Source organism: Nocardioides lianchengensis (assembly GCF_900101465.1).
Lineage (GTDB): Bacteria > Actinomycetota > Actinomycetes > Propionibacteriales > Nocardioidaceae > Nocardioides > Nocardioides lianchengensis.
Map to the genome: position 1 here is coordinate 129,896 of NZ_FMZM01000014.1, position 18,516 is coordinate 148,411.

General features: G+C 73.1%; 18 protein-coding genes and 3 tRNA genes. 13 read left to right on the forward strand and 8 right to left on the reverse strand.

Annotation, left to right across the window (positions count from 1 at the left end; genetic code table 11):
• Nucleotides 1-130 precede the first annotated feature (130 nt).
• A complete protein-coding gene (locus tag BLT76_RS22155) occupies nucleotides 131-1,483 on the forward strand; it encodes a hypothetical protein (protein ID WP_139175794.1) in 1,353 nt (450 codons plus the stop codon).
• Here the strand turns inward: BLT76_RS22155 and BLT76_RS22160 are convergent.
• The gene (locus BLT76_RS22160; RefSeq protein ID WP_139175796.1) at nucleotides 1,461-2,078 is read right to left on the reverse strand and encodes a hypothetical protein; all 618 of its coding nucleotides are present in this window, start codon (nucleotides 2,076-2,078) and stop codon (nucleotides 1,461-1,463) included. The two genes, BLT76_RS22155 and BLT76_RS22160, sit on opposite strands and share 23 nt — an antisense overlap.
• 4 nt (nucleotides 2,079-2,082) lie before the next feature.
• Nucleotides 2,083-2,727: a hypothetical protein gene (locus tag BLT76_RS22165; protein WP_139175798.1), complete on the reverse strand. Its 645-nt coding sequence runs from the start codon at nucleotides 2,725-2,727 to the stop codon at nucleotides 2,083-2,085.
• 101 nt (nucleotides 2,728-2,828) lie between these two features.
• Between BLT76_RS22165 and BLT76_RS22170 the strand changes: the two genes are divergently transcribed.
• Nucleotides 2,829-3,632 carry an RNA polymerase sigma factor gene (locus BLT76_RS22170; RefSeq protein ID WP_244509529.1) on the forward strand — a complete coding sequence of 268 codons (804 nt, stop codon included), beginning with the start codon at nucleotides 2,829-2,831 and terminating at the stop codon, nucleotides 3,630-3,632.
• A gap of 20 nt (nucleotides 3,633-3,652) precedes the next feature.
• Here BLT76_RS22170 and BLT76_RS22175 read toward each other — a convergent pair whose 3' ends face one another.
• On the reverse strand, nucleotides 3,653-4,579 hold the full coding sequence (locus BLT76_RS22175; RefSeq protein WP_090860486.1) for an alpha/beta fold hydrolase: 927 nt from the start codon (nucleotides 4,577-4,579) through the stop codon (nucleotides 3,653-3,655).
• 90 nt (nucleotides 4,580-4,669) lie between these two features.
• On the opposite strand from BLT76_RS22175, the gene BLT76_RS22180 reads away from it, so the two are divergent.
• Nucleotides 4,670-5,104, forward strand: a complete 435-nt coding sequence (locus BLT76_RS22180; RefSeq protein ID WP_090860487.1) for a MarR family winged helix-turn-helix transcriptional regulator — start codon at nucleotides 4,670-4,672, stop codon at nucleotides 5,102-5,104.
• 45 nt (nucleotides 5,105-5,149) lie between these two features.
• On the opposite strand, the gene BLT76_RS22185 is transcribed toward BLT76_RS22180, so the two are convergent.
• Complete coding sequence (locus BLT76_RS22185; protein WP_170867206.1) at nucleotides 5,150-5,596, reverse strand: MarR family winged helix-turn-helix transcriptional regulator; 447 nt, start codon at nucleotides 5,594-5,596, stop codon at nucleotides 5,150-5,152.
• 144 nt (nucleotides 5,597-5,740) lie between these two features.
• Between BLT76_RS22185 and BLT76_RS22190 the strand changes: the two genes are divergently transcribed.
• Nucleotides 5,741-7,771 (forward strand): MMPL family transporter, encoded by a 2,031-nt coding sequence (locus BLT76_RS22190; RefSeq protein WP_090860508.1) that lies wholly within the window; start codon nucleotides 5,741-5,743, stop codon nucleotides 7,769-7,771.
• On the forward strand, nucleotides 7,768-8,982 hold the full coding sequence (locus BLT76_RS22195; RefSeq protein WP_090860489.1) for an FAD-dependent monooxygenase: 1,215 nt from the start codon (nucleotides 7,768-7,770) through the stop codon (nucleotides 8,980-8,982). The genes BLT76_RS22190 and BLT76_RS22195 overlap by 4 nt, the downstream gene beginning before the upstream one ends.
• Nucleotides 8,983-9,322: 340 nt before the next feature.
• Here the strand turns inward: BLT76_RS22195 and BLT76_RS22200 are convergent.
• Nucleotides 9,323-9,395: transfer RNA gene (locus tag BLT76_RS22200), tRNA-Arg, on the reverse strand.
• Between the two features lie 332 nt (nucleotides 9,396-9,727).
• On the opposite strand from BLT76_RS22200, the gene BLT76_RS22205 reads away from it, so the two are divergent.
• Together BLT76_RS22205 and BLT76_RS22210 are read left to right on the forward strand one after the other, a co-directional pair.
• On the forward strand, nucleotides 9,728-11,536 hold the full coding sequence (locus tag BLT76_RS22205; RefSeq protein WP_090860490.1) for a phosphoenolpyruvate carboxykinase (GTP): 1,809 nt from the start codon (nucleotides 9,728-9,730) through the stop codon (nucleotides 11,534-11,536).
• A gap of 70 nt (nucleotides 11,537-11,606) precedes the next feature.
• Entirely contained in the window at nucleotides 11,607-12,632 is a 1,026-nt protein-coding gene (locus BLT76_RS22210) for a phospholipase D-like domain-containing protein (protein ID WP_244509522.1), read from the forward strand.
• On the opposite strand, the gene BLT76_RS26645 is transcribed toward BLT76_RS22210, so the two are convergent.
• Entirely contained in the window at nucleotides 12,629-12,760 is a 132-nt protein-coding gene (locus BLT76_RS26645) for a hypothetical protein (protein ID WP_257024105.1), read from the reverse strand. The two genes, BLT76_RS22210 and BLT76_RS26645, sit on opposite strands and share 4 nt — an antisense overlap.
• 160 nt (nucleotides 12,761-12,920) lie before the next feature.
• On the opposite strand from BLT76_RS26645, the gene BLT76_RS22215 reads away from it, so the two are divergent.
• From BLT76_RS22215 to BLT76_RS22230, 4 genes are read left to right on the forward strand one after another with little or no spacing between them, the layout of a single operon-like run.
• Entirely contained in the window at nucleotides 12,921-13,970 is a 1,050-nt protein-coding gene (locus BLT76_RS22215) for an iron-siderophore ABC transporter substrate-binding protein (protein ID WP_090860492.1), read from the forward strand.
• Entirely contained in the window at nucleotides 13,967-15,013 is a 1,047-nt protein-coding gene (locus tag BLT76_RS22220; RefSeq protein ID WP_244509523.1) for a FecCD family ABC transporter permease, read from the forward strand. Before BLT76_RS22215 ends, BLT76_RS22220 begins: the two co-directional genes overlap by 4 nt.
• Nucleotides 15,010-16,065 carry a FecCD family ABC transporter permease gene (locus BLT76_RS22225; protein WP_244509524.1) on the forward strand — a complete coding sequence of 352 codons (1,056 nt, stop codon included), beginning with the start codon at nucleotides 15,010-15,012 and terminating at the stop codon, nucleotides 16,063-16,065. Before BLT76_RS22220 ends, BLT76_RS22225 begins: the two co-directional genes overlap by 4 nt.
• On the forward strand, nucleotides 16,062-16,877 hold the full coding sequence (locus BLT76_RS22230; RefSeq protein WP_090860493.1) for an ABC transporter ATP-binding protein: 816 nt from the start codon (nucleotides 16,062-16,064) through the stop codon (nucleotides 16,875-16,877). Before BLT76_RS22225 ends, BLT76_RS22230 begins: the two co-directional genes overlap by 4 nt.
• 214 nt (nucleotides 16,878-17,091) lie before the next feature.
• On the opposite strand, the gene BLT76_RS22235 is transcribed toward BLT76_RS22230, so the two are convergent.
• A tRNA-Ser gene (locus BLT76_RS22235) sits at nucleotides 17,092-17,185 on the reverse strand.
• A gap of 76 nt (nucleotides 17,186-17,261) precedes the next feature.
• Nucleotides 17,262-17,747, reverse strand: a complete 486-nt coding sequence (locus tag BLT76_RS22240; RefSeq protein ID WP_244509525.1) for a hypothetical protein — start codon at nucleotides 17,745-17,747, stop codon at nucleotides 17,262-17,264.
• 112 nt (nucleotides 17,748-17,859) lie between these two features.
• On the opposite strand from BLT76_RS22240, the gene BLT76_RS22245 reads away from it, so the two are divergent.
• Together BLT76_RS22245 and BLT76_RS22250 are read left to right on the forward strand one after the other, a co-directional pair.
• Nucleotides 17,860-18,267 (forward strand): hypothetical protein, encoded by a 408-nt coding sequence (locus tag BLT76_RS22245; protein ID WP_244509526.1) that lies wholly within the window; start codon nucleotides 17,860-17,862, stop codon nucleotides 18,265-18,267.
• A 45-nt stretch (nucleotides 18,268-18,312) separates the two neighbouring features.
• A tRNA-Ser gene (locus tag BLT76_RS22250) sits at nucleotides 18,313-18,397 on the forward strand.
• The last annotated feature ends 119 nt before the right edge of the window (nucleotides 18,398-18,516 follow it).

Genomic DNA, 18,516 nt, shown 5'->3' on the forward strand with positions numbered 1-18,516 from the left:
ATCAGGTGAAACCGCGGGTGAATTCGGCCCGTTCGCACGCCGGTGAGCGGCCCCTGTGCGTCCCGCCGGGGAGGCTGGACGTCATCGGGTCCGACGGCCCGATGTCCATCGACGATCGTGGGGACGAGCGATGACCGGGGTGTCTGTGGTGACGGCCGTGCACCTGCTCGCGGCCGTGGTGGCCGTGGTCGCCACCGCCGTCCTGCTGCTGCTGCCCCCGCGGGTGCGCGCCCTGCTCCCCCACCTCGGCTGGGCCGGCGTCGGCACCGTGGTGTGGACCCTGTGCGTGGCCTCGGTCAAGCACGAGGGCATCCACCCCTGGCACCAGGCGCCCTGGTTCCCGGCGATCGCCTTCACGACGGGTGCCGTGCTGATGTGGGCCGGCTGGTTCGCCGAGCACGACTGGCGACCAGGACGCGCACTCACCGCCACCTGGCTGGCCGCGCCTGCGCTCATCCTGGCCGTCCGCCTGGTCGGCGGCACCGACGTACGGTTCGTGCTCTTCGTCGTCAACACCGTCTACTGCTTCACGCTGCTGCTGGCCATCGCCGTCCGGGTCGCGCGACGCGCCAACGACCGGGAGCGCGGGCCGCGCTGGCTGGCGCGGTTCATCCTGGTGGCCGCCGTCGTCACCCTCATCGCCGAGGCCTTCCGCCTCAACGTCACCGACCTCTTCATGACCGTGACCCTCGTCGTCATCGTCGCCACCGCCGTCCGGGCCGGCGACGACCTGCACGCCCGGCCGGAGGCGGGCACGCTGATCGACGACCTCGGCGCCCTCGTCCTGCTCTTCGACGCCCAGCAGCGGCTGGTCGAGGTCAACGCCCCCACGCGGCTCTTCTACGCGATGCGGGGCGCCGTGCCGCCGGAGCCGGGGACCCACGCCGGCGAGCTCCTCGGCGCCGACCTCGGCGAGCTCGACACCGTGACCGTCTCGCTGGTGGTCGGGAGCGACCACGTCCGGCTGAGCGGCTACGTCCAGCGGCTGCCGTCCGACGGCGCGCCTCCCGGTGGCTGGGTCTGCCTCCTGCGGCGCTCCACCCCGGTCGGGTCGGACGCCGCGCCCGGCTGGACCCGGCGGGCGCTGATGGGCCGGGTCCCGTCCCACGACCCGGCGACCGGCCTGCTCTCCCCGCGCGCCTTCCAGCAGGCGCTGGCCGAGGCCGCGCAGCACCCCGACGCCCAGGAGGCCACCGCGGTCGCCCTCCTCGTCGACGCGGGAGACCCCGCTCGACTCGCCGACACCGCCACCGCCCTGGCGTCCTGGGAGCCCCGGCCCGAGGCGGTCGCGACCGGGCGGTACGACCAGTCGTCGGTCGCACTCGTCGTCAAGGACGTCGCGGAGCCGGCCGTGCAGGCGTGGCTGGACGAGACCGGGCTCGGCGATCGCCACCTGGTCGCCACCCGGACCGGCTCCGTCGCCGAGGTGGCCGAGCTGCTGGAGGCGGCCGCCTCCGACCTCAGTCGCCGCGCGCGGCCCTAGGGTCCAGCTCCCGGAGCGCCCCGAGCACGCCGTCGGGGTGGACCAGCCGGTGCAGCGTCGCCGCCACCCGGGTCCCCACAGGGGCCAGGTCGAGGACCCACGACCGGACCTGCTCGGCGCGCTCGACCTCGCCCTGGACCAGGGCGACGACCCGACCCGCGACCGCACCCGACCGGGGGACCAGGGCCACGTGCTCGCCCGCCCGCCCGAGCCGGCTCGCAAGCAGGTCCGCGGCGGCGCGCAGGACGTCCTCGGGCGGCAGCAGCGCCGGTCGCGATGCGGCGTCCTCCGTCTCCACCAGGACGGCCCAGTCGGGCGGCTCGGCACCCGGCCGCGAGGACGCGTCCCAGAGCCGGTCCTCGAGCTCGTCCCAGCCGAGCACGAGGACGTCGGAGTGCCGGTCGAGGTCCCGGTGCGCGCTCGACCAGGCGACGGCGCAGGCGCGCAGCACCTCCGGCGGGAGGTCGGCGGACGGGTCGAGGTCGAGGACCAGCCGGACGTCGGCGTAGACCGAGCCGAGGGTGAGCCCGTCCACCGCCGCCTGCCGGGTCATCTCGGTGACGTCCTCCAGGAGGCCCTCCACGGGATCGGTCACGTCCTCACCCCGCGTCGCGGAACAGGGCCCGCATCGGCTGCGCGTCGGTCGGCCCCTGGAGCACCTCGACCGTCGGCGGCGTCGTACGGCCCAGCTCGGCGCAGCGCGCCCGCAGACGGTCGGTGCGGGGCCCGGCGTCGTCACGGTCGACGGCGGCCAGCACCCGGGCCGCGCCCGCCTGCTCGGCGACCGCTGCGCCCGGGAAGATCCGCCGGATCTCCGTGACCACCCGGCCGAGCTCGGACGGGTCCGGCCGGCCCGCCCAGGAGACGACGAGCAGCCGGACGTCGGCCGCGGCTCCGCCCTGCAGCCGCCGCTCCACCTCGGCGAGCGACTCCCCGGGCTGCGGCGCCACGCCTCCGACGGTGTCCAGGAACGCATCGGCCCACGCGATCGACGACGTCTCGATCATCCGGCTGGACGCGCCGATCCCGAGCACGGAGCACAGCCGGTCGAGGTCGGCGAGCAGGTCCTCCACCCCCCGGCCGGTCCGGGCGTACTCCCGGGCGAGCGCCCGGAGCGCGGCCTCGTCGACCGGGCCGTCGGGCCCGGCGGGCCACAGCAGCGGAAGGTGCACCCGCAGGTCCGAGGGCGCCTCGCCCGGTCGGCGGGCCGGGGTCCGCGACGGGTCGCGACGTCTCCAGCTCACCACCGCGTCCGCCCTCCGTCGACCTGGACCGCCCTCGTCGACCCGACGTCTCCCGAGCCGATCCGGACGTCGACAGCCGGTAGCCTACTGCCGTGTTCTCGATGCTCCGCCCCTCCGCTCGACGCGGCACGCGGAGCCCGGACGCGGGGCCGACGGACCCGATGACGTCGGTCGCGGAGCGCGACCGGGCGCTGCTCGCGGCGGCCCGGGCCGGCGATCCCGGCGCGGTCGAGGAGCTCTACCGCCTGCACCTCTCCGTGGCCCGCGGCATCGCCCACGGTCTGTGCCGCCCCGACGACGTCGACGACGTCGTGGCCGAGGCGTTCACCCGCGTCCTGGACCAGATCCAGCAGGGGCGCGGGCCCCGCGTCTCGTTCCGGGCCTACCTGATCACCGCCGTCCGCAGCTGCGCGGCCGACCTCGCCCGCCGCGACGCACGCCTGATCTGGACCGACGACGTCGAGGCCGAGCTCGAGCCCGCCGACCGCACCCCGGGGGACTCCCTCCCCGACAGCCCGGTCCGCCAGGAGTCCCGGCTGCTGGCCGCCGCGATCGACGACCTGCCGGCCCGCTGGCAGCTGGTCCTGTGGTGGACCACCGTCGAGCAGCGCTCCCTCCGCGAGGTCGGCACCCGGCTCGGCATCAGCGCCAACGCCGCGGCCGCCCTCGCCTTCCGGGCCCGTGAGGGCCTGCGCGACGCCTACTTCCGTCTCCACGTCCCCGCGACCGGCGACGACGCATGCACCGCGTGTCGTGCCGCCCTGGTGGCGGCGGCCCGCTCCCGGGACGCCACCCCCGCCCACACGGCGCCCCACCTGAGCACCTGCGGTCCGTGCCGCGACGTGGCCGCCGAGCTCGGCGTCATCCGCACCGCGCTCACCGCCGTCACGGCGACCCTCGGCTAGAGGCCACCCGACCGGGGTCCTCAGCGACCCACTCCACCGGCCTCGTCCCCCTCCCCTGCTGACCGGTCCACGTCGGCGAGGAAGGGCAGGAGCGCGGCTGCCAGCTCGCGCGGGGACTCGAGCGCGACGTGGTGACCCACGCCCTCGAGCAGGACCGAGGTGACGGGTCCCTCGACGACCTGCTCGAACGTCGTGGCCGTGAAGGAACCCCCGGACCCGCCGACCGCCAGGGCGGGAACCGTGAGAGGCCTCCCGGCAGCCAGCGCGCGAAGTTCGGCGCCCTCGCTGAGGATCGAGCGGTAGAGGCCGATCGCGCCCCGCCAGCCGCCGGCACGGGCGTACCCGCGGGCGAACTCCTCGACATCGGCGTCGGTGACCGAGCCCACGACAGCCGTCATCGACGGGAACGCCCACCGCCCGAGCAGGTCCCGCTCACGTCCGGCGAAGAGCATCTCGGCGATGCCCGGGGCGGCGATCGCTCCCAGGTGCCACGAGCCGCCGTGGGTGACGTCCGCGAATCCCTCGAGCCCGAAGCCGGCGAGGCCCATCTCGACCGCGGTCAGGCTGGCGACCACCTCGGGATGCGAGGACGCCAGGCGGTAGAGGGTCCCGCCGGCGACGTCCTGGCCGACGAGGTGGACCGGACCGACGTCGAGACGCCGGACCAGCCGGTAGAGGTCGTCGGCGGCCACGGCACTGCTGTGGTCCTCCGCCGCGACGGAGGAGTCGCCGAACCCGCGCAGGTCGACGGCGAAGACCCGGTGCCGACCGGCGAGGAGCGGGATGAGCTCGTGGAAGGCCCACCAGGACTCGGGGAACCCGTGGACGAGCAGGACCGGCGACCCGTGGGTGCCGGCGGAGACGTAGTGCAGCGACGCGTCGCCGACCTCGGCCAGGTGGTGCGTCACCTCGGGGATCGAGGCTCCGCGCGCGTTCTGGGTGGACATGACACTCCTCAGATAGACAACTAGGTTGTCTGATCGTCGCATTGGACAACTTGGTTGTCAATCGCCGAGCGAGCTCCTACAGTGAGACCCATGGACTCATCTCCGGGGGCGAGGCTGGCCACGCTCCTGCTGGGCGCCTTCGACGCGATGGTGGCGCAGGTCGTCGCCGACCTGGAGGAGCGCGGACACCCCGGCGTCACCGCCACGCTCGAGTTCGCGCTGGCCGCGATCGCCGACGGCGCCCAGGACGCCTCGGCCCTGGGTCGCAGGCTCGGCGTCTCCAAGCAGGCGGCCGCCAAGACCATCGCGACGCTGGAGCAGCTGGGGTACGTGCACCGGGAGTCGGACCCGAAGGACGCTCGCCGGAAGGTGTTGGCCGTGACGTCCCGCGGCCGCGACATGACCGCCATCGGGGCGGCCAGGTTCGACGAGCTGCGTCGACGCTGGAGTGACGCGGTCGGCCCGGAACGGGTCGCGCAGGTCGAGGCCGCCCTGGCCGTCCTCGCGGACGGCGAGCGCCCCTAGACCCGTTCCGCCGACGCCGAGCGGGGACAGCCCTCGGACAGCTACCTAGCCGTCGGCGTCGACCAGCTCGTGGAACGCCTCGACCGCGTCGTGGAGGAACTTCAGGACGACGGCGCGCTCGTCCTCGCCGAGACTCGCGTCGAGACGGGTGAGCGGGTCCAGCATCGGGGCCAGCTGGTGGTCCACCTCCGCGTGACCACTGGCGGTCAGGTGCACCTCCATCCGACGACGATCACTCGGGTGCGGGCGGCGCTCGACGTGCCCGCGCCCCTCCAGCCGGTCGACGACGCCGGTCGCCGCCCCGGTCGTCAGGTGCAGGAGCCGGGCCAGGTCGCCCGGCGAGGACGGGGTGTCACTCAGGTGCTCGATCGCCCGGAGCTCGGCCTCGGTGAGACCGGTACGGCGGAGGACGGCTCGTCGTACCTCGAACGCGGCGGCCACCAGCTCACGGAGCGCCTCCGTGGTCGGCGGGTTGATTCCTGGCTCGCTCACTGACAAAGTGTCTCACTGACTAAGAAACTTGCCCACTGGCTTACTCAGTGGGTCTCTCTTCTGACGGGATACATCGTGACCAATGCTGCTCCTACCGTAGGCCCGCCGCCGGAGGTGCGCGCGGACGCCGAGCCTCCGCACTGGGTGAGCCGGGTGCTCACCCGGCGCGTCGCGCCCGCCCTGGCGCTGCTGCCCCTCGTGGTCGCGATCCTGGTGATCGGACTGGTGGGCGACGGTGAGCGGACGGCGCGACCGACGGACACGCTCCCGTCCGGATCGGGAAGCGCCGGCGCCGCCGCGCTGATCGCCGACCTCCCGGAGAGCGACGGCGCCGCGGTCGTGCTCTTCGAGGCGGAGACCGGGACGCTGCCGGAGTCCACGGTCCAGGATCTCGGGGTCCTGGCGGAACGGCTGGGCGCGACGTCGAGCGACGACCGGTCCGTGCGGGTCGCCGAGGACGGTACGGCGGCACTCGCCGTCGTCCCGATCCGCTCGACCGACGAGCTGGGCCAGATCTCTGAGGTCAAGGCCCTCCGGTCGGAGCTCGCCGAGTCGACCCCGACCGGCGTGACCGCCGCCGTCACCGGCCCCGCTGCCGTGGCCACCGACATCGACGCCGTCTTCGACGACGCCAACACCCGGTTGCTCGGGGCGACCGCCCTCGTGGTGGCCCTGTTGCTGGTCATCACCTACCGCAGCCCGGTGCTGTGGATCGTGCCGCTGGCCGTCATCGGTGTCGCCGACCGGCTCGCTGCCGTCGTCGGGACCCAGGTCATGGCCGGGCTCGGGGTGGCCTTCGACGACGCCACCACCGCCATCCTGTCCATCCTGGTCTTCGGCGCCGGCACGGACTACGCCCTCCTGCTGATCTCGCGCTACCGCAGCGAGCTGGCGCGCCACGAGTCCCGGTACGACGCCATGGCCGTCGCGCTCCGTCGTACGGCGGAGGCCGTGCTGACCAGCGCCGCCACCGTCGTCCTGGGCGTCCTCACCCTGGCCCTCTCCCTGACGCCCAGCACCCGGGCCCTGGGCGTCGCGTCCGCCATCGGCATCGCCGTCGCCTCGATCTTCGTGCTGGTCGTTCTCCCGGCGGCCCTCGTCTGCTTCGGTCGGCCGATCTTCTGGCCCCGGGTCCCCCACCACGCCCCGGACCGCCCCGCGGAGGACGGCGGACCGGCGGACCGTTCGGTGTGGGCGCGCGTGAGCCGTCTCGTCTCCCGACGCCCGCGGGCCGTCGTGGCCGGCAGCCTGGCGCTCGTCGCCGTGGCGTCCACCGGCCTCTTCGGGATCAGCCTGGGCCTCGACGCGAGCGAGGCCTTCAAGACCAAGCCGGAGGCGATCGTCGGAGCGGAGCGGCTGGCGCGGTCCTTCCCGGCCGGCACCTCCGAGCCCGTCCAGGTGGTGACGGAGGCCGACCCGGACGCTGTCCTCCGGGCCGTCGGCGAGACGGAGGGGGTCGAGTCCACGACGGTGAGCCAGCAGGCCGACGGGGTCAGCCTGGTCGAGGCCGTCCTGGCGTCCGCGCCCGGCTCGGACGCCGCCAAGGACACCGTCGAGACGCTGCGCGAGAACCTCGACCCCTACCCGGAGACCTTCGTCGGCGGCACCGAGGCCGAGGCCGTCGACAGGGCCGACGCCACCAGGCGGGACCTGCTCCTGATCGTCCCGCTCCTGGTCCTCCTGGTCACCCTCGTGCTGGGCGGCCTGCTCCGGTCGATCCTGGCTCCGGTGATCCTGGTGGCCACCGTGGTGGCGACGTACGCCGCCGCGCTGGGCGCGTCGTGGTGGATCTTCGTCGGCGTGCTCGGGTACGACGGCCTCGAGACGAACGTCCCGCTCATCGCCTTCGTGTTCCTGGTCGCGCTCGGCATCGACTACAACATCTTCCTCGTCACCCGGGCGCTCGAGGAGACACCGTCCCGCGGGACGCGCGAGGGGATGCTGCACGCACTCCGGGCCACCGGCGGCGTCATCACCAGCGCCGGGATCCTGCTGGCGGCCGTCTTCACGGTCCTGGGCCTGCTGCCCGCCGTCGGCCTGGCCGAGATCGGCGTCGTCATCTGCGTCGGCGTCCTGCTCGACACCCTCGTCATCCGCACCGTGCTCGTCCCCGCCGTCGCCGTACTCCTCGGGGACCGCTTCTGGTGGCCCCGACAGATCGAGAGGACCTCATGACCGTTCCGCCCCGCATCCTCGTCACCGGCGCCGGCGTCGCCGGCCCGGCCGTCGCCTACTGGCTCGACCGCGCCGGCTTCGACGTCACCGTGCTCGAGTCTGCCCCCCGCCTGCGCGAGGGCGGCCAGAACGTCGACGTCCGCGCCACCGGGCGGGAGGTGCTCCGCCTGATGGGCCTCGAGGACGCCGTCCGCGCACGCAACACCGGCGAGGTCGGCACCCGGTTCCTCGACGAGAACGGCGTCGTCGTGTCGGAGTTCCCGGTCGACCGCCACGACGGACGCGACGGCCCGACCGCGGAGCTGGAGATCCTCCGAGGCGCGCTGTCGCGGATCCTGGTCGATGCCTGCCCCGAGACCGTCACCTGGCGCTTCGGCGCGCGCGTGACCTCGCTGACGGAGCGCGACGACGGAGTCGAGGTGACCCTGTCGAGCGGCGCCACCGACACCTACGACCTCGTCGTGGTGGCGGAGGGGGTCGGCTCGCTGACGCGCGAGCTGGTCTTCGGTGACGAGGCCGACCAGCGGGAGCTGGGCATGTACGTCACCTACGGGACGATCGCCCGCACCGAGACGGACGACGACTGGTGGAACGTGCTCGTCGTCCCGGACTCGCGCCAGGCGTCCCTGCGCCCCGACGACGTGGGGACGGTCCGGGCGATGCTGAACTTCCTCACCGACGACCCCGTGCTGGACGGACTCGACGACGAGCAGCTGCGTGGTGCGCTGCGCGAGCGTTTCGAGGACGTCGGGTGGGAGGTCCCCCGCATCCTCGACGGCCTGGCGAACGCCGACGACCTGTACGTCGACCACCTGCGCCAGGTCGTCGCGCCCGCCTGGCACCGCGGCCGGGTCTGCCTCCTCGGTGACGCCGCCTGGTGCGTGACCCCGATCGGCGGGGGCGGCACCTCGCTGGCGCTGACCGGCGCCTACGTCCTCGCCGCCTTCCTCTCCCAGGCTCCGGCCGGTGGCCACCTGGCCGCCTTCCAGCAGTACGACGACTGGATGCGCCCCCTGGTCGAGGACGCCCAGGATCTCCCGCCCGGCGTGCCCCGCCTCGCGGCCCCGAGCTCCGCCGCCGGCGTCCGCGTCCTGCGCTGGGTCACCAAGGTCGCCGCACTGCCCGCTGTCCGGACCGTCGCCCAGCGGCTCACGTCCGGTCCCGAGTCGCGGCGGGAGCTCCCCCGGCTCGACCTCGGCGACGACCGCTGACCCCGGAGGCGCGCTGGCTGGCAGCCCCGGGAGCCCACACCCCGCTCACTCGACCGGTTCTCTCCGAGTGAGCGGGGCGGCCCGATCGCGCCGACCTGGAGAGCGGGTGGCCTCAGGTCCACGCACCTTCGCGCGTCACCCAACGCGGGTGTCGAGCATGCCGCCACCCGGTGAGCGGTGTCGGTGAAGATGACGCCCGGGTACCCAGCCGGGGGCGAAGCTCACCGCCGGCCCGCGCCGTCCTCGTCGAGCGCGGCCCGGGGGGAGGACCGCCCGCGGGACGTTCGGGGAACGACGAAGCCCCAGGTCAGCGAGGCTGACCTGGGGCTTCCGTGTCCTGCGCGCCTGTAGGGATTCGAACCCCAAACCTTCTGATCCGTAGTCAGATGCTCTATCCGTTGAGCTACAGGCGCATCCGTCCGGCTGACCGAACGACTGGTCGAGGATAGCGGAACGGCCGTTTGTACCCGAAATCGGTGTCGTGCGCAGGTGGTGTGACCCGGCCCACGAACCCTTGATCGATCCAATATGCGCGGCCAAAACGCGGGGGTACCGTCGCCACATCCTGGGGCGAGACGGGTGCGGAAGCCTCGTCTCCAACTCCGGGGGACGACACAAAAGTCGCCGACAACGAAGCCGGGCGATCCACACAGCTCCACGACACACCGTCGACACGCTCGACGGCCGGGGCGCCGAGGCAGCAGCCGAAGGCATCCCGCGATGCGCGAGAGGGAACAGCCACGCAATGACCGCCGAGACGCAGGCACCGACCACCCACCGAGGCATCCTCGACTTCGTCGACGAGTTCGCCGCGCTCATGCAGCCGGACAGCATCCACTGGTGCACCGGATCCGACGAGGAGTGGACGGAGCTGACCGACGCGCTGGTGTCGACCGGCACCTTCACCCGGCTCAACCCGGCGATCAAGCCGAACTCGTTCTACGCCGCGTCCGACCCGATCGACGTCGCCCGCGTCGAGGACCGGACCTACATCTGCTCGGTCGACAAGCGCGACGCCGGACCCACCAACAACTGGATGGACCCGGGCGAGATGAAGACCCTCATGACGAAGCTCTACGCGGGCTCCATGAAGGGCCGCACGATGTACGTCATCCCGTTCGTGATGGGTCACCTCGAGGCCGAGCACCCGATGTTCGGCATCGAGATCACCGACTCGGCGTACGTCACCGCCTCGATGCGCGTCATGGCCCGGATGGGCAGCCACGTCCTGCGCCGGATGGAGGAGCTCGACGCGAGCTTCGTCCAGGCCGTGCACTCGGTCGGCCACCCGCTCGCCGACGGCCAGGCCGACGTCGCCTGGCCGTGCAACGACACCAAGTACATCGTGCAGTTCCCCGAGGAGCGGACCATCTGGTCCTACGGCTCCGGGTACGGCGGCAACGCGCTGCTCGGCAAGAAGTGCTACGCCCTGCGGATCGCCAGCGCGATGGCCCGCGACGAGGGCTGGCTGGCCGAGCACATGCTGATCCTGAAGCTCACCAGCCCGGCCGGCGTGGTCAAGTACATCGCCGCGGCGTTCCCGAGCGCCTGCGGCAAGACCAACCTCGCCATGCTCGAGCCGACCATCCCGGGCTGGAAGGTCGAGACCCTCGGCGACGACATCGCCTGGATGCGCGTCGGGGAGGACGGCCGGCTGTGGGCGGTCAACCCCGAGTACGGCCTGTTCGGCGTCGCGCCCGGCACCAACAACCACACCAACCCCAACGCGATGCGCACCATCGACAAGGGCAACTCGGTGTTCACCAACGTCGCGCTCACCGAGGACGGCGACATCTGGTGGGAGGGCCTCGAGAACCCGCCCGCCAAGGCCACCTCGTGGATGGGCGAGCCGTGGACGCCCGAGTCCGAGGAGCTCTCCAGCCACGCGAACAGCCGCTACTGCACGCCCATCAAGCAGTGCGACATCCTCGCCGACGAGTACGACGACCCGCGCGGCGTCCCGATCGACGCGATCCTCTTCGGCGGCCGCCGCAAGACGACCGTGCCGCTGGTCTTCGAGGCCCGCGACTGGACGCACGGCACCTTCCTGGGCGCCACCCTGTCCAGCGAGACGACGGCCGCCGCGGTCGGCGCGGTCGGCGTGGTGCGCCGCGACCCGATGGCGATGCTGCCGTTCATCGGCTACAACGCCGGCGACTACTTCAACCACTGGATCACGGTCGGCAAGGACAACGACGCCGCGAAGCTGCCGCGCATCTTCTACGTCAACTGGTTCCGCCGCGACGACGAGGGCGGCTTCCTGTGGCCCGGCTTCGGCGAGAACAGCCGGGTCCTGAAGTGGGTCGTCGAGCGGATCGACGGCCAGGCCGCCGCGGTCGAGACCCCGATCGGTCACGTGCCGGCGCCGGGCTCGCTCGACACCGAGGGCCTCGACATGACCGAGGAGGCGCTCACCGCCGCCCTGGCCGTCGACCCCGAGGAGTGGAAGGCCGAGCTCCCGCAGATCCAGGAGTGGTTCGAGAAGTTCGGCGAGGACCTGCCGGCCGTGCTCTGGACCGAGCTCGACGGCCTCCGGGCCCGGCTCGGCGGCTGAGGCACGCCACCTCACGAGGGCCCCACCCGTCACGGGTGGGGCCCTCGTGCGTTGTGCGAGCATGACTGCCGTGTCGACCCCGGGACCCGAGACCTACGGTCCGGACCGGCGCGCGCTCTTCGAGTCCGAGGCCACCGCCCTGTACGACGAGGTGCTGGCCGCCGGGGGCCTCCCCGCGAGTGACGAGCGGATCGCCGAGGGCGGCGAGCGGCACCGGCCGTTCGCGCTGCTCGCCGAGCTGGGCCTGCTCCGCCGCGACGACGCGACCGACACCTGGGTCGCCGAGGACCCGAGCACCATCCAGTCCCGGGTCGTCTCGCCGCTGGGCCAGGAGGGTGCCCGCCTGCTCGACGAGTCCTCCCAGTGGGCCCGGGCCTTCGCCGGGCTCAGCACCAGCTGGCGGCGCTCCCCGCAGTCGGCGGGCCAGGGCCCGTTCACCTACCTGCACGGCGAGGCCATCGACCCGTTCCTCGCCGGCCTGGTCGCCGAGGCGGAGGACGAGCTGCTGACCGCGCAGCCCCAGGCCGGTCGCGACGCCCCGTCGCTCGCGATCGCCACCGAGCGCGACACGGCCATGCTCGAACGCGGCACCCGGCTGCGGACGCTCTACCAGCACAGCGCCCGGCGCAGCTCGATCACCCACCAGTACGTCGCGGCCGTCACCGCCCGCGGCGCCGAGGTGCGCACGCTCGACGAGTTCTTCAACCGGATGATCGTGGTCGACCGGCGGGTGGCGGTGATCCCGGCGGCCGACGACCTGCGGACGGCGATCGCCGTGCGGGAGCCGTCGGTGGTGGCCTACCTGGTCGACATCTTCGAGCGCACCTGGGAGCGCGGGCGACCGTTCGCGAACCGGGAGTCGTCGATGATGAAGGACATCGCAGCCGAGCAGCGCGCGATGACGATCCGGATGCTGATCGAGGGCCACTCGGACCCGGTCAGCGCGAAGCGGCTGGGCGTGAGCCCGCGCACGTACGCCGGCTACGTGGCCGACCTCAAGGAGGAGTACGACGCCGAGACCCGCTTCCAGCTCGGGTACACGATGGGCACCCGCGGGGTGTCGGGCAACGAGACCCCGGGCGTCAGCGGCGGCTAGCGGCCGGCCGTGCGGCAGAAGCCGCCGCAGCCCCAGCTGGTGGCCTGGGCGGGCGCGGGGACCGCGACCACGCCGAGGCCGATGATCGTGACGGTGACGGCGAGAGCTGCCTTGCGAGCGAGGTTCATGGGTTGCCCTTCCGGGGGGTCCGAGATCTCCACTATCCGTGGGGCCGCGCCCCGCTGGCAACACCTCCCCCTGCCCAGGGACGCGCAAACCGGGACCGAGTGGGAGGCGTCGGCAAAGTCGTTTAGGGTTGCCTTACCTAATCCTGATCGGAGCATCTCCATGCGTTCCACGCGCTTCCTGGCGGCCGCCACCGCGACCGCCCTCGCCCTGACCCTCGGTGCCTGCGGCAGCGACGACGACTCCGAGGCCAGCGACGCCGGCGGGTCCGAGGGCGGCTCCTCCTCCGCCGCGGCCTTCCCCGTGACCATCGAGCACGTTTACGGCGAGACCACGATCGAGGAGAAGCCCGAGCGCGTGGCCACCGTCGCCTGGGCCAACCACGAGGTCCCGCTCGCCCTGGGCGTCGTCCCGGTCGGCATGAGCAAGGCGACCTGGGGCGACGACGACAACGACGGCGTCCTGCCGTGGGTCGAGGAGAAGCTCGAGGAGCTGGACGCCGAGACGCCGGTGCTCTTCGACGAGACCGAGGGCATCGACTTCGAGGCCGTGGCCGACACGCAGCCCGACGTGATCCTGGCGTCGTACTCCGGCATCACCCAGGAGGAGTACGACACCCTCAGCAAGATCGCGCCCGTCGTGGCCTACCCCGACGTCGCCTGGTCCACCTCGGTCGAGGACATGACCCTGATGAACAGCAAGGCGCTCGGCCTGGAGACCGAGGGCGAGGAGCTCGTCGCCGACCTGCAGGCCCGCGTCAGCGAGTCCTTCGCCGCCCACCCGGGGCTGGCCGACAAGAGCGCGATGTTCGCCTACATCGACCCGAAGGACCTGAGCACGGTCGGCTTCTACACGACCCACGACACCCGGCCCGGCTTCCTGGCCGCGTCCGGCATGGTGACCCCGGCGGTCGTCGAGGAGGCCTCGTCCGAGAGCGACGAGTTCTACGTCACCCGCAGCGCCGAGAACCCCGAGGACTTCGCGGACGTCGACGTCTTCATCACGTACGGCGACCCGGCCGGCGGCGACATCGTGAAGATGATCCAGGCGGACCCGCTGCTCTCGAAGATCCCGGCCGTCAAGGCCGGCGCGATCGCGATCTTCGAGGACTCGACCCCGCTGGCGGCCTCGGCCAACCCGTCGCCCCTCTCGATCATGTGGGGCATCGACGAGTACTTCGACGTCATCGAGGCGGCGGCCGAGAAGGCGTGAGCGACACCCTCACCTCCGCGTCGCCGTCGACCGTGGCCCCCGGGGCCCGGTCGGCGGCGACGCGCACGCTCTGGGTCCTGGCCACCGTGGTGGCACTCGGGCTCGCGGTCGTCGCCTCGGTCGCGTTCGGCGCCCGGGTGGTCGGCTGGGACGACGTCCTCAGCGGGCTCGGCGGCGCGACGGACACCGTCGGCGAGGCGGCCGTCAACCGGCGCCTCCCCCGCACCCTGCTGGCCATCCTGGTCGGCGCGGCCCTGGGCATCGCCGGGGCGGTCATGCAGGGCGTCACCCGCAACCCGCTCGCCGACCCCGGGATCCTGGGCGTCACGACCGGCGCCTCCCTGGCCGTCGTGACCGGCATCGTGTTCTTCGAGCTGTCCTCGCCCCGGTCGTTCATCTGGGTCGCCATCGCCGGGGCGGCGCTCTCGGCGGCCTTCGTCTACTCCATCGGCTCCCTGGGCCGCGGCGGCGCGACCCCGCTCAAGCTGGCCCTGGCCGGCGCGGCGACATCCGCCGCGTTCAGCTCGCTGGTCAGCGCGATCCTGCTGCCGCGGGTCGACGTCATGAACACGTTCCGGTTCTGGCAGATCGGCGGCGTCGGAGGGGCGACGTACTCGCGGATGTGGCAGGTGCTGCCGTTCCTCGCCATCGGGGCGCTGCTGTGCCTCGCGACGGCCCGGGGGCTGAACTCGCTCGCCCTCGGTGACGACGTCGCCGCCGGCCTGGGCCAGAAGGTCGGGCTGACCCGGCTGCTCGCGGCCGTCGGCGCGGTCACCCTCTGCGGCGCCGCCACGGCCGTCGCCGGGCCGATCGCCTTCGTCGGCCTCGTCGTCCCGCACCTGTGCCGGCTGGTGATCGGCATCGACCACCGCTGGCTGCTCCCGCTGTCGGCGCTGATGGGCGCCGCGCTGCTGACCGCGGCCGACGTCGTCGGCCGCGTCGTGGCCCGGCCCGAGGAGATCGACGTCGGCATCGTCACCGCCTTCCTCGGCGCCCCCGTCTTCATCTACATCGTCCGCCGGCAGAAGGTGCGTGCCCTGTGACCGCGCTCGTGGAGACGCCTGTCCGGTCCGCCGGCGACGTCGTGGCCCGCGGCCGTCGCCGCCGCGCCGTACGGCGGGCCGCGGTGATCGCCGTGATGCTCGCCCTCGTCGTCGTCCTGTACGTCGTCAGCCTGGTCTACGGCAACACCGTCTACAGCCTCGGCGAGGTCTGGGACGTGATCCGCGGCGAGACCGTGCCCGGCGCCTCCTTCACGGTCGGCGAGCTCCGACTCCCCCGGGCCACGCTCGCCGTCCTCGCGGGCGCCGCGTTCGGCGTCGGAGGGGTGACCTTCCAGACGATGCTGCGCAACCCGCTGGCCTCCCCCGACTTCATCGGCATCAGCTCCGGGGCGAGCGCGGCCGCCGTCTTCGCGATCATCACGCTCGAGATGACCGGCACGGCCGTCTCGCTGATGGCCATCACCGCGGCGCTCGCGACCGCCCTGGTGATCTACGTCCTGGCCTTCCGCGACGGCGTCGCCGGCACCCGGCTGATCCTCATCGGCATCGCCGTCGCCGCCATGCTCGACAGCGTCGTCAGCTACCTCATGCTCCGCGCCGCCGTCTGGGACCTGCAGACCGTGATGCGCTGGCTCACCGGCAGCCTCAACAACGCCAGCTGGGACCAGGTGCGGCCGCTGGCCCTCGCCCTGGTCGTGGCCGGGCCCGTGCTCCTCGCGCAGGCCCGCGGGCTGACGCTGATGCAGCAGGGCGACGACTCCGCGTCCGCGCTCGGCATCCGCGTCGAGCGCACCCGGCTGGTCGCCATCGTCGCCGCGGTCACCCTGATCGCGTTCGCCACAGCCGCCGCGGGCCCGATCGCCTTCGTGGCGTTCCTGTCGGGCCCAATCGCGGCGCGCATCATCGGCGGCGGGACGTCGCTGATGATCCCGGCGGCGCTGGTCGGCTCGCTGCTGGTGCTGACCGGCGACCTGCTCGGGCAGTTCGCCTTCGAGAACCGCTACCCCGTCGGCGTGATCACCGGCGTCCTCGGGGCGCCGTACCTCGTCTACCTGCTCATCCGCACGAACCGTTCCGGAGGCTCGCTGTGACCGACGCCCACTCGCTCCTCGTCGAGCGCATCACCCTGGGGTACGGCGACCGCACCGTCATCGACGACCTCGACCTGGCCGTGCCGCCGGGGCGGATCACCGCCATCGTCGGCGCCAACGCCTGCGGCAAGTCCACCCTGCTGCGCGCCATGTCGCGGCTGCTGGCCCCGAAGGGCGGCCAGGTGCTGCTCGACGGCAAGGCGCTGCACAAGCTGCCGACCAAGGAGGTCGCCCGCACCCTCGGGCTGCTCCCGCAGACGCCGGTCGCGCCCGAGGGCATCGTCGTCGGCGACCTGGTCTCCCGCGGCCGCAACCCGCACCAGCGGGTGATGAGCCGGTGGACCGCCGAGGACACCGCCGCGGTCACCGAGGCGCTGACAATGACCGACACCCTGTCGCTCACCGACCGGTCGGTGGACGAGCTGTCCGGCGGCCAGCGGCAGCGGGTCTGGATCGCGATGGCGCTCGCCCAGCAGACCGACGTACTCCTGCTGGACGAGCCGACGACCTTCCTCGACGTGAGCCACCAGGTCGACGTGCTCGACCTGCTCACCGACCTCAACCGCAGCCGCGGCACCACGATCGTGATGGTGCTGCACGACCTCAACCTCGCGGCCCGGTACGCCGACCACCTCGTCGCGGTCCGCAGCGGCAGGCTCTACGCCGCCGGCGACCCCACCGAGGTGCTCACCGCCCAGACCGTGCAGGACGTCTTCGGCATGACCTCGCGCGTCGTCCCCGACCCGGTCTCGGGCAAGCCGCTGGTGCTGCCCATCGGGCGGCACCACGCGGTCGAGGGCGTCGAGGTCTGAGGTCCCGGCCGGGCGGTGAGCTGCCCACCGTCTCGGCGCCCGAACCGGTGGATGTCTCACCGCCGTACCGGCGCGCCGCGCCGACGCGCCCGCGCGGCGGTGAGCCCTCCCCCGTTCGCGGGGTCGGTTCGGTGGACTGCGCACCGCCCTGCGCGGACCCGGCACGAGAAGACCCCCGGTGAGCGATGCTCACCGGGGGTCTTCCACGTCCATCTGGCGGAGGCGGAGGGATTTGAACCCTCGATGGGGTTGTAGCCCCAAACCCGCTTAGCAGGCGGGCGCCATAGACCGGACTAGGCGACGCCTCCTCGACAGCGCCGACAGGCTACTAGGCCGGTGCGGTCCAGCACGAATCTGGGGTGGGCCCGGTGTCGATGCCGGCTCTCAGAGCGGGCGCAGACCCTGGCCGCGCTGGAGATGGCGCTGCAGCTCGCGGACGAACTGCTCCCGGTCGATGGCGAGCGCCTGGACGGGGAGGGTCGTCGTACGGCCGTCCTGGAGGCGCAGGACGACGCAGGGGATGCCGCGGGGGCTGGCGGTGGTCGCGTCGGCCACCTCGGTCCAGCGGGCCGCGGTGACGCCCGCGCCACGGACCAGGCCGACCCGGTAGCCGTCGCGGTCGCAGCGCAGGACGTAGGAGCGCGAGCGGAGCCGCCAGCCGAGCACGAAGACGGCGGCCACGCTGACCACGAGCAGCCCGACCAGGACGTCGGCCGGGAGGTCGAGGACGGCGACCAGCGCGGTCGCGACGAACATCAGGATCGCCGTGAGGACCAGCGCGAGCCCCACGAACCGGGCCGCGAAGGCCGGGTTCAGCCGGTAGTCCACCGGGGTGGCGTCGGTCGGCGAGAGCGGGGCGGCGTCGGACACGCCTCCTATTGAACGACGGCCGCCGCGGGGGCCGCCAATCCGCCCGTCGGTAGGCTTGTCCTCGTCCGTGAGCCGCGTCACACTCGAGACCCAGTCATCGCCGGGAGGCACCATGGCCACCAGCCCCACCCCCCTCGCCGGGGGGATGACCACCCGGCTCACGCTCGCGCTCCAGGGCCTCGACCAGGCGCTCGACGCGCCCCGCCAGCAGGGTGTCCCCCTCGGCAACTGGAGGTGGGTGGTCCGGCAGCGGATGGCCGCCCTGCGCGACGCCCTGGCCGACGAGTCCGTCGGCACCGACGACGGCTGGCTGGCCGCCCGCGGCGGTACGGCGTTCCGCGAGCGCAACGTGATCCTGGGCCGGCTCAACCGGCTCGGCAGCGTGGTCCTGGAGACCGAGGCCGTCGAGGACGTCCGGATCGAGCTGAAGCGCCTGGTCGGCGACGTCCACCACCACGTGCAGCGGCTCAACGACCTCGCCTACGACGACGTGGAGCTGGAGCTCGGCGGGTCGGAGTGAGGACCGCCTAGAATCCTCCGCGTGGCGTCTCTCGGGGCGTCGCGAGGAGGGGTGCCGGAGCGGCCGATCGGAACCGCCTTGAAAGCGGTCGTAGGGAGACCTACCGCGGGTTCGAATCCCGCCCCCTCTGCTTCAGCGGCCCCGCCCTGAGCCCGCGAAGGGCGGGAGCCTGCCGCGAGGTCGAGTAGCCGCGCGACCGACGAAGGAGGTCGCGACCGGCGTATCGAGACTCTGCGGCCCCGTCCTGAG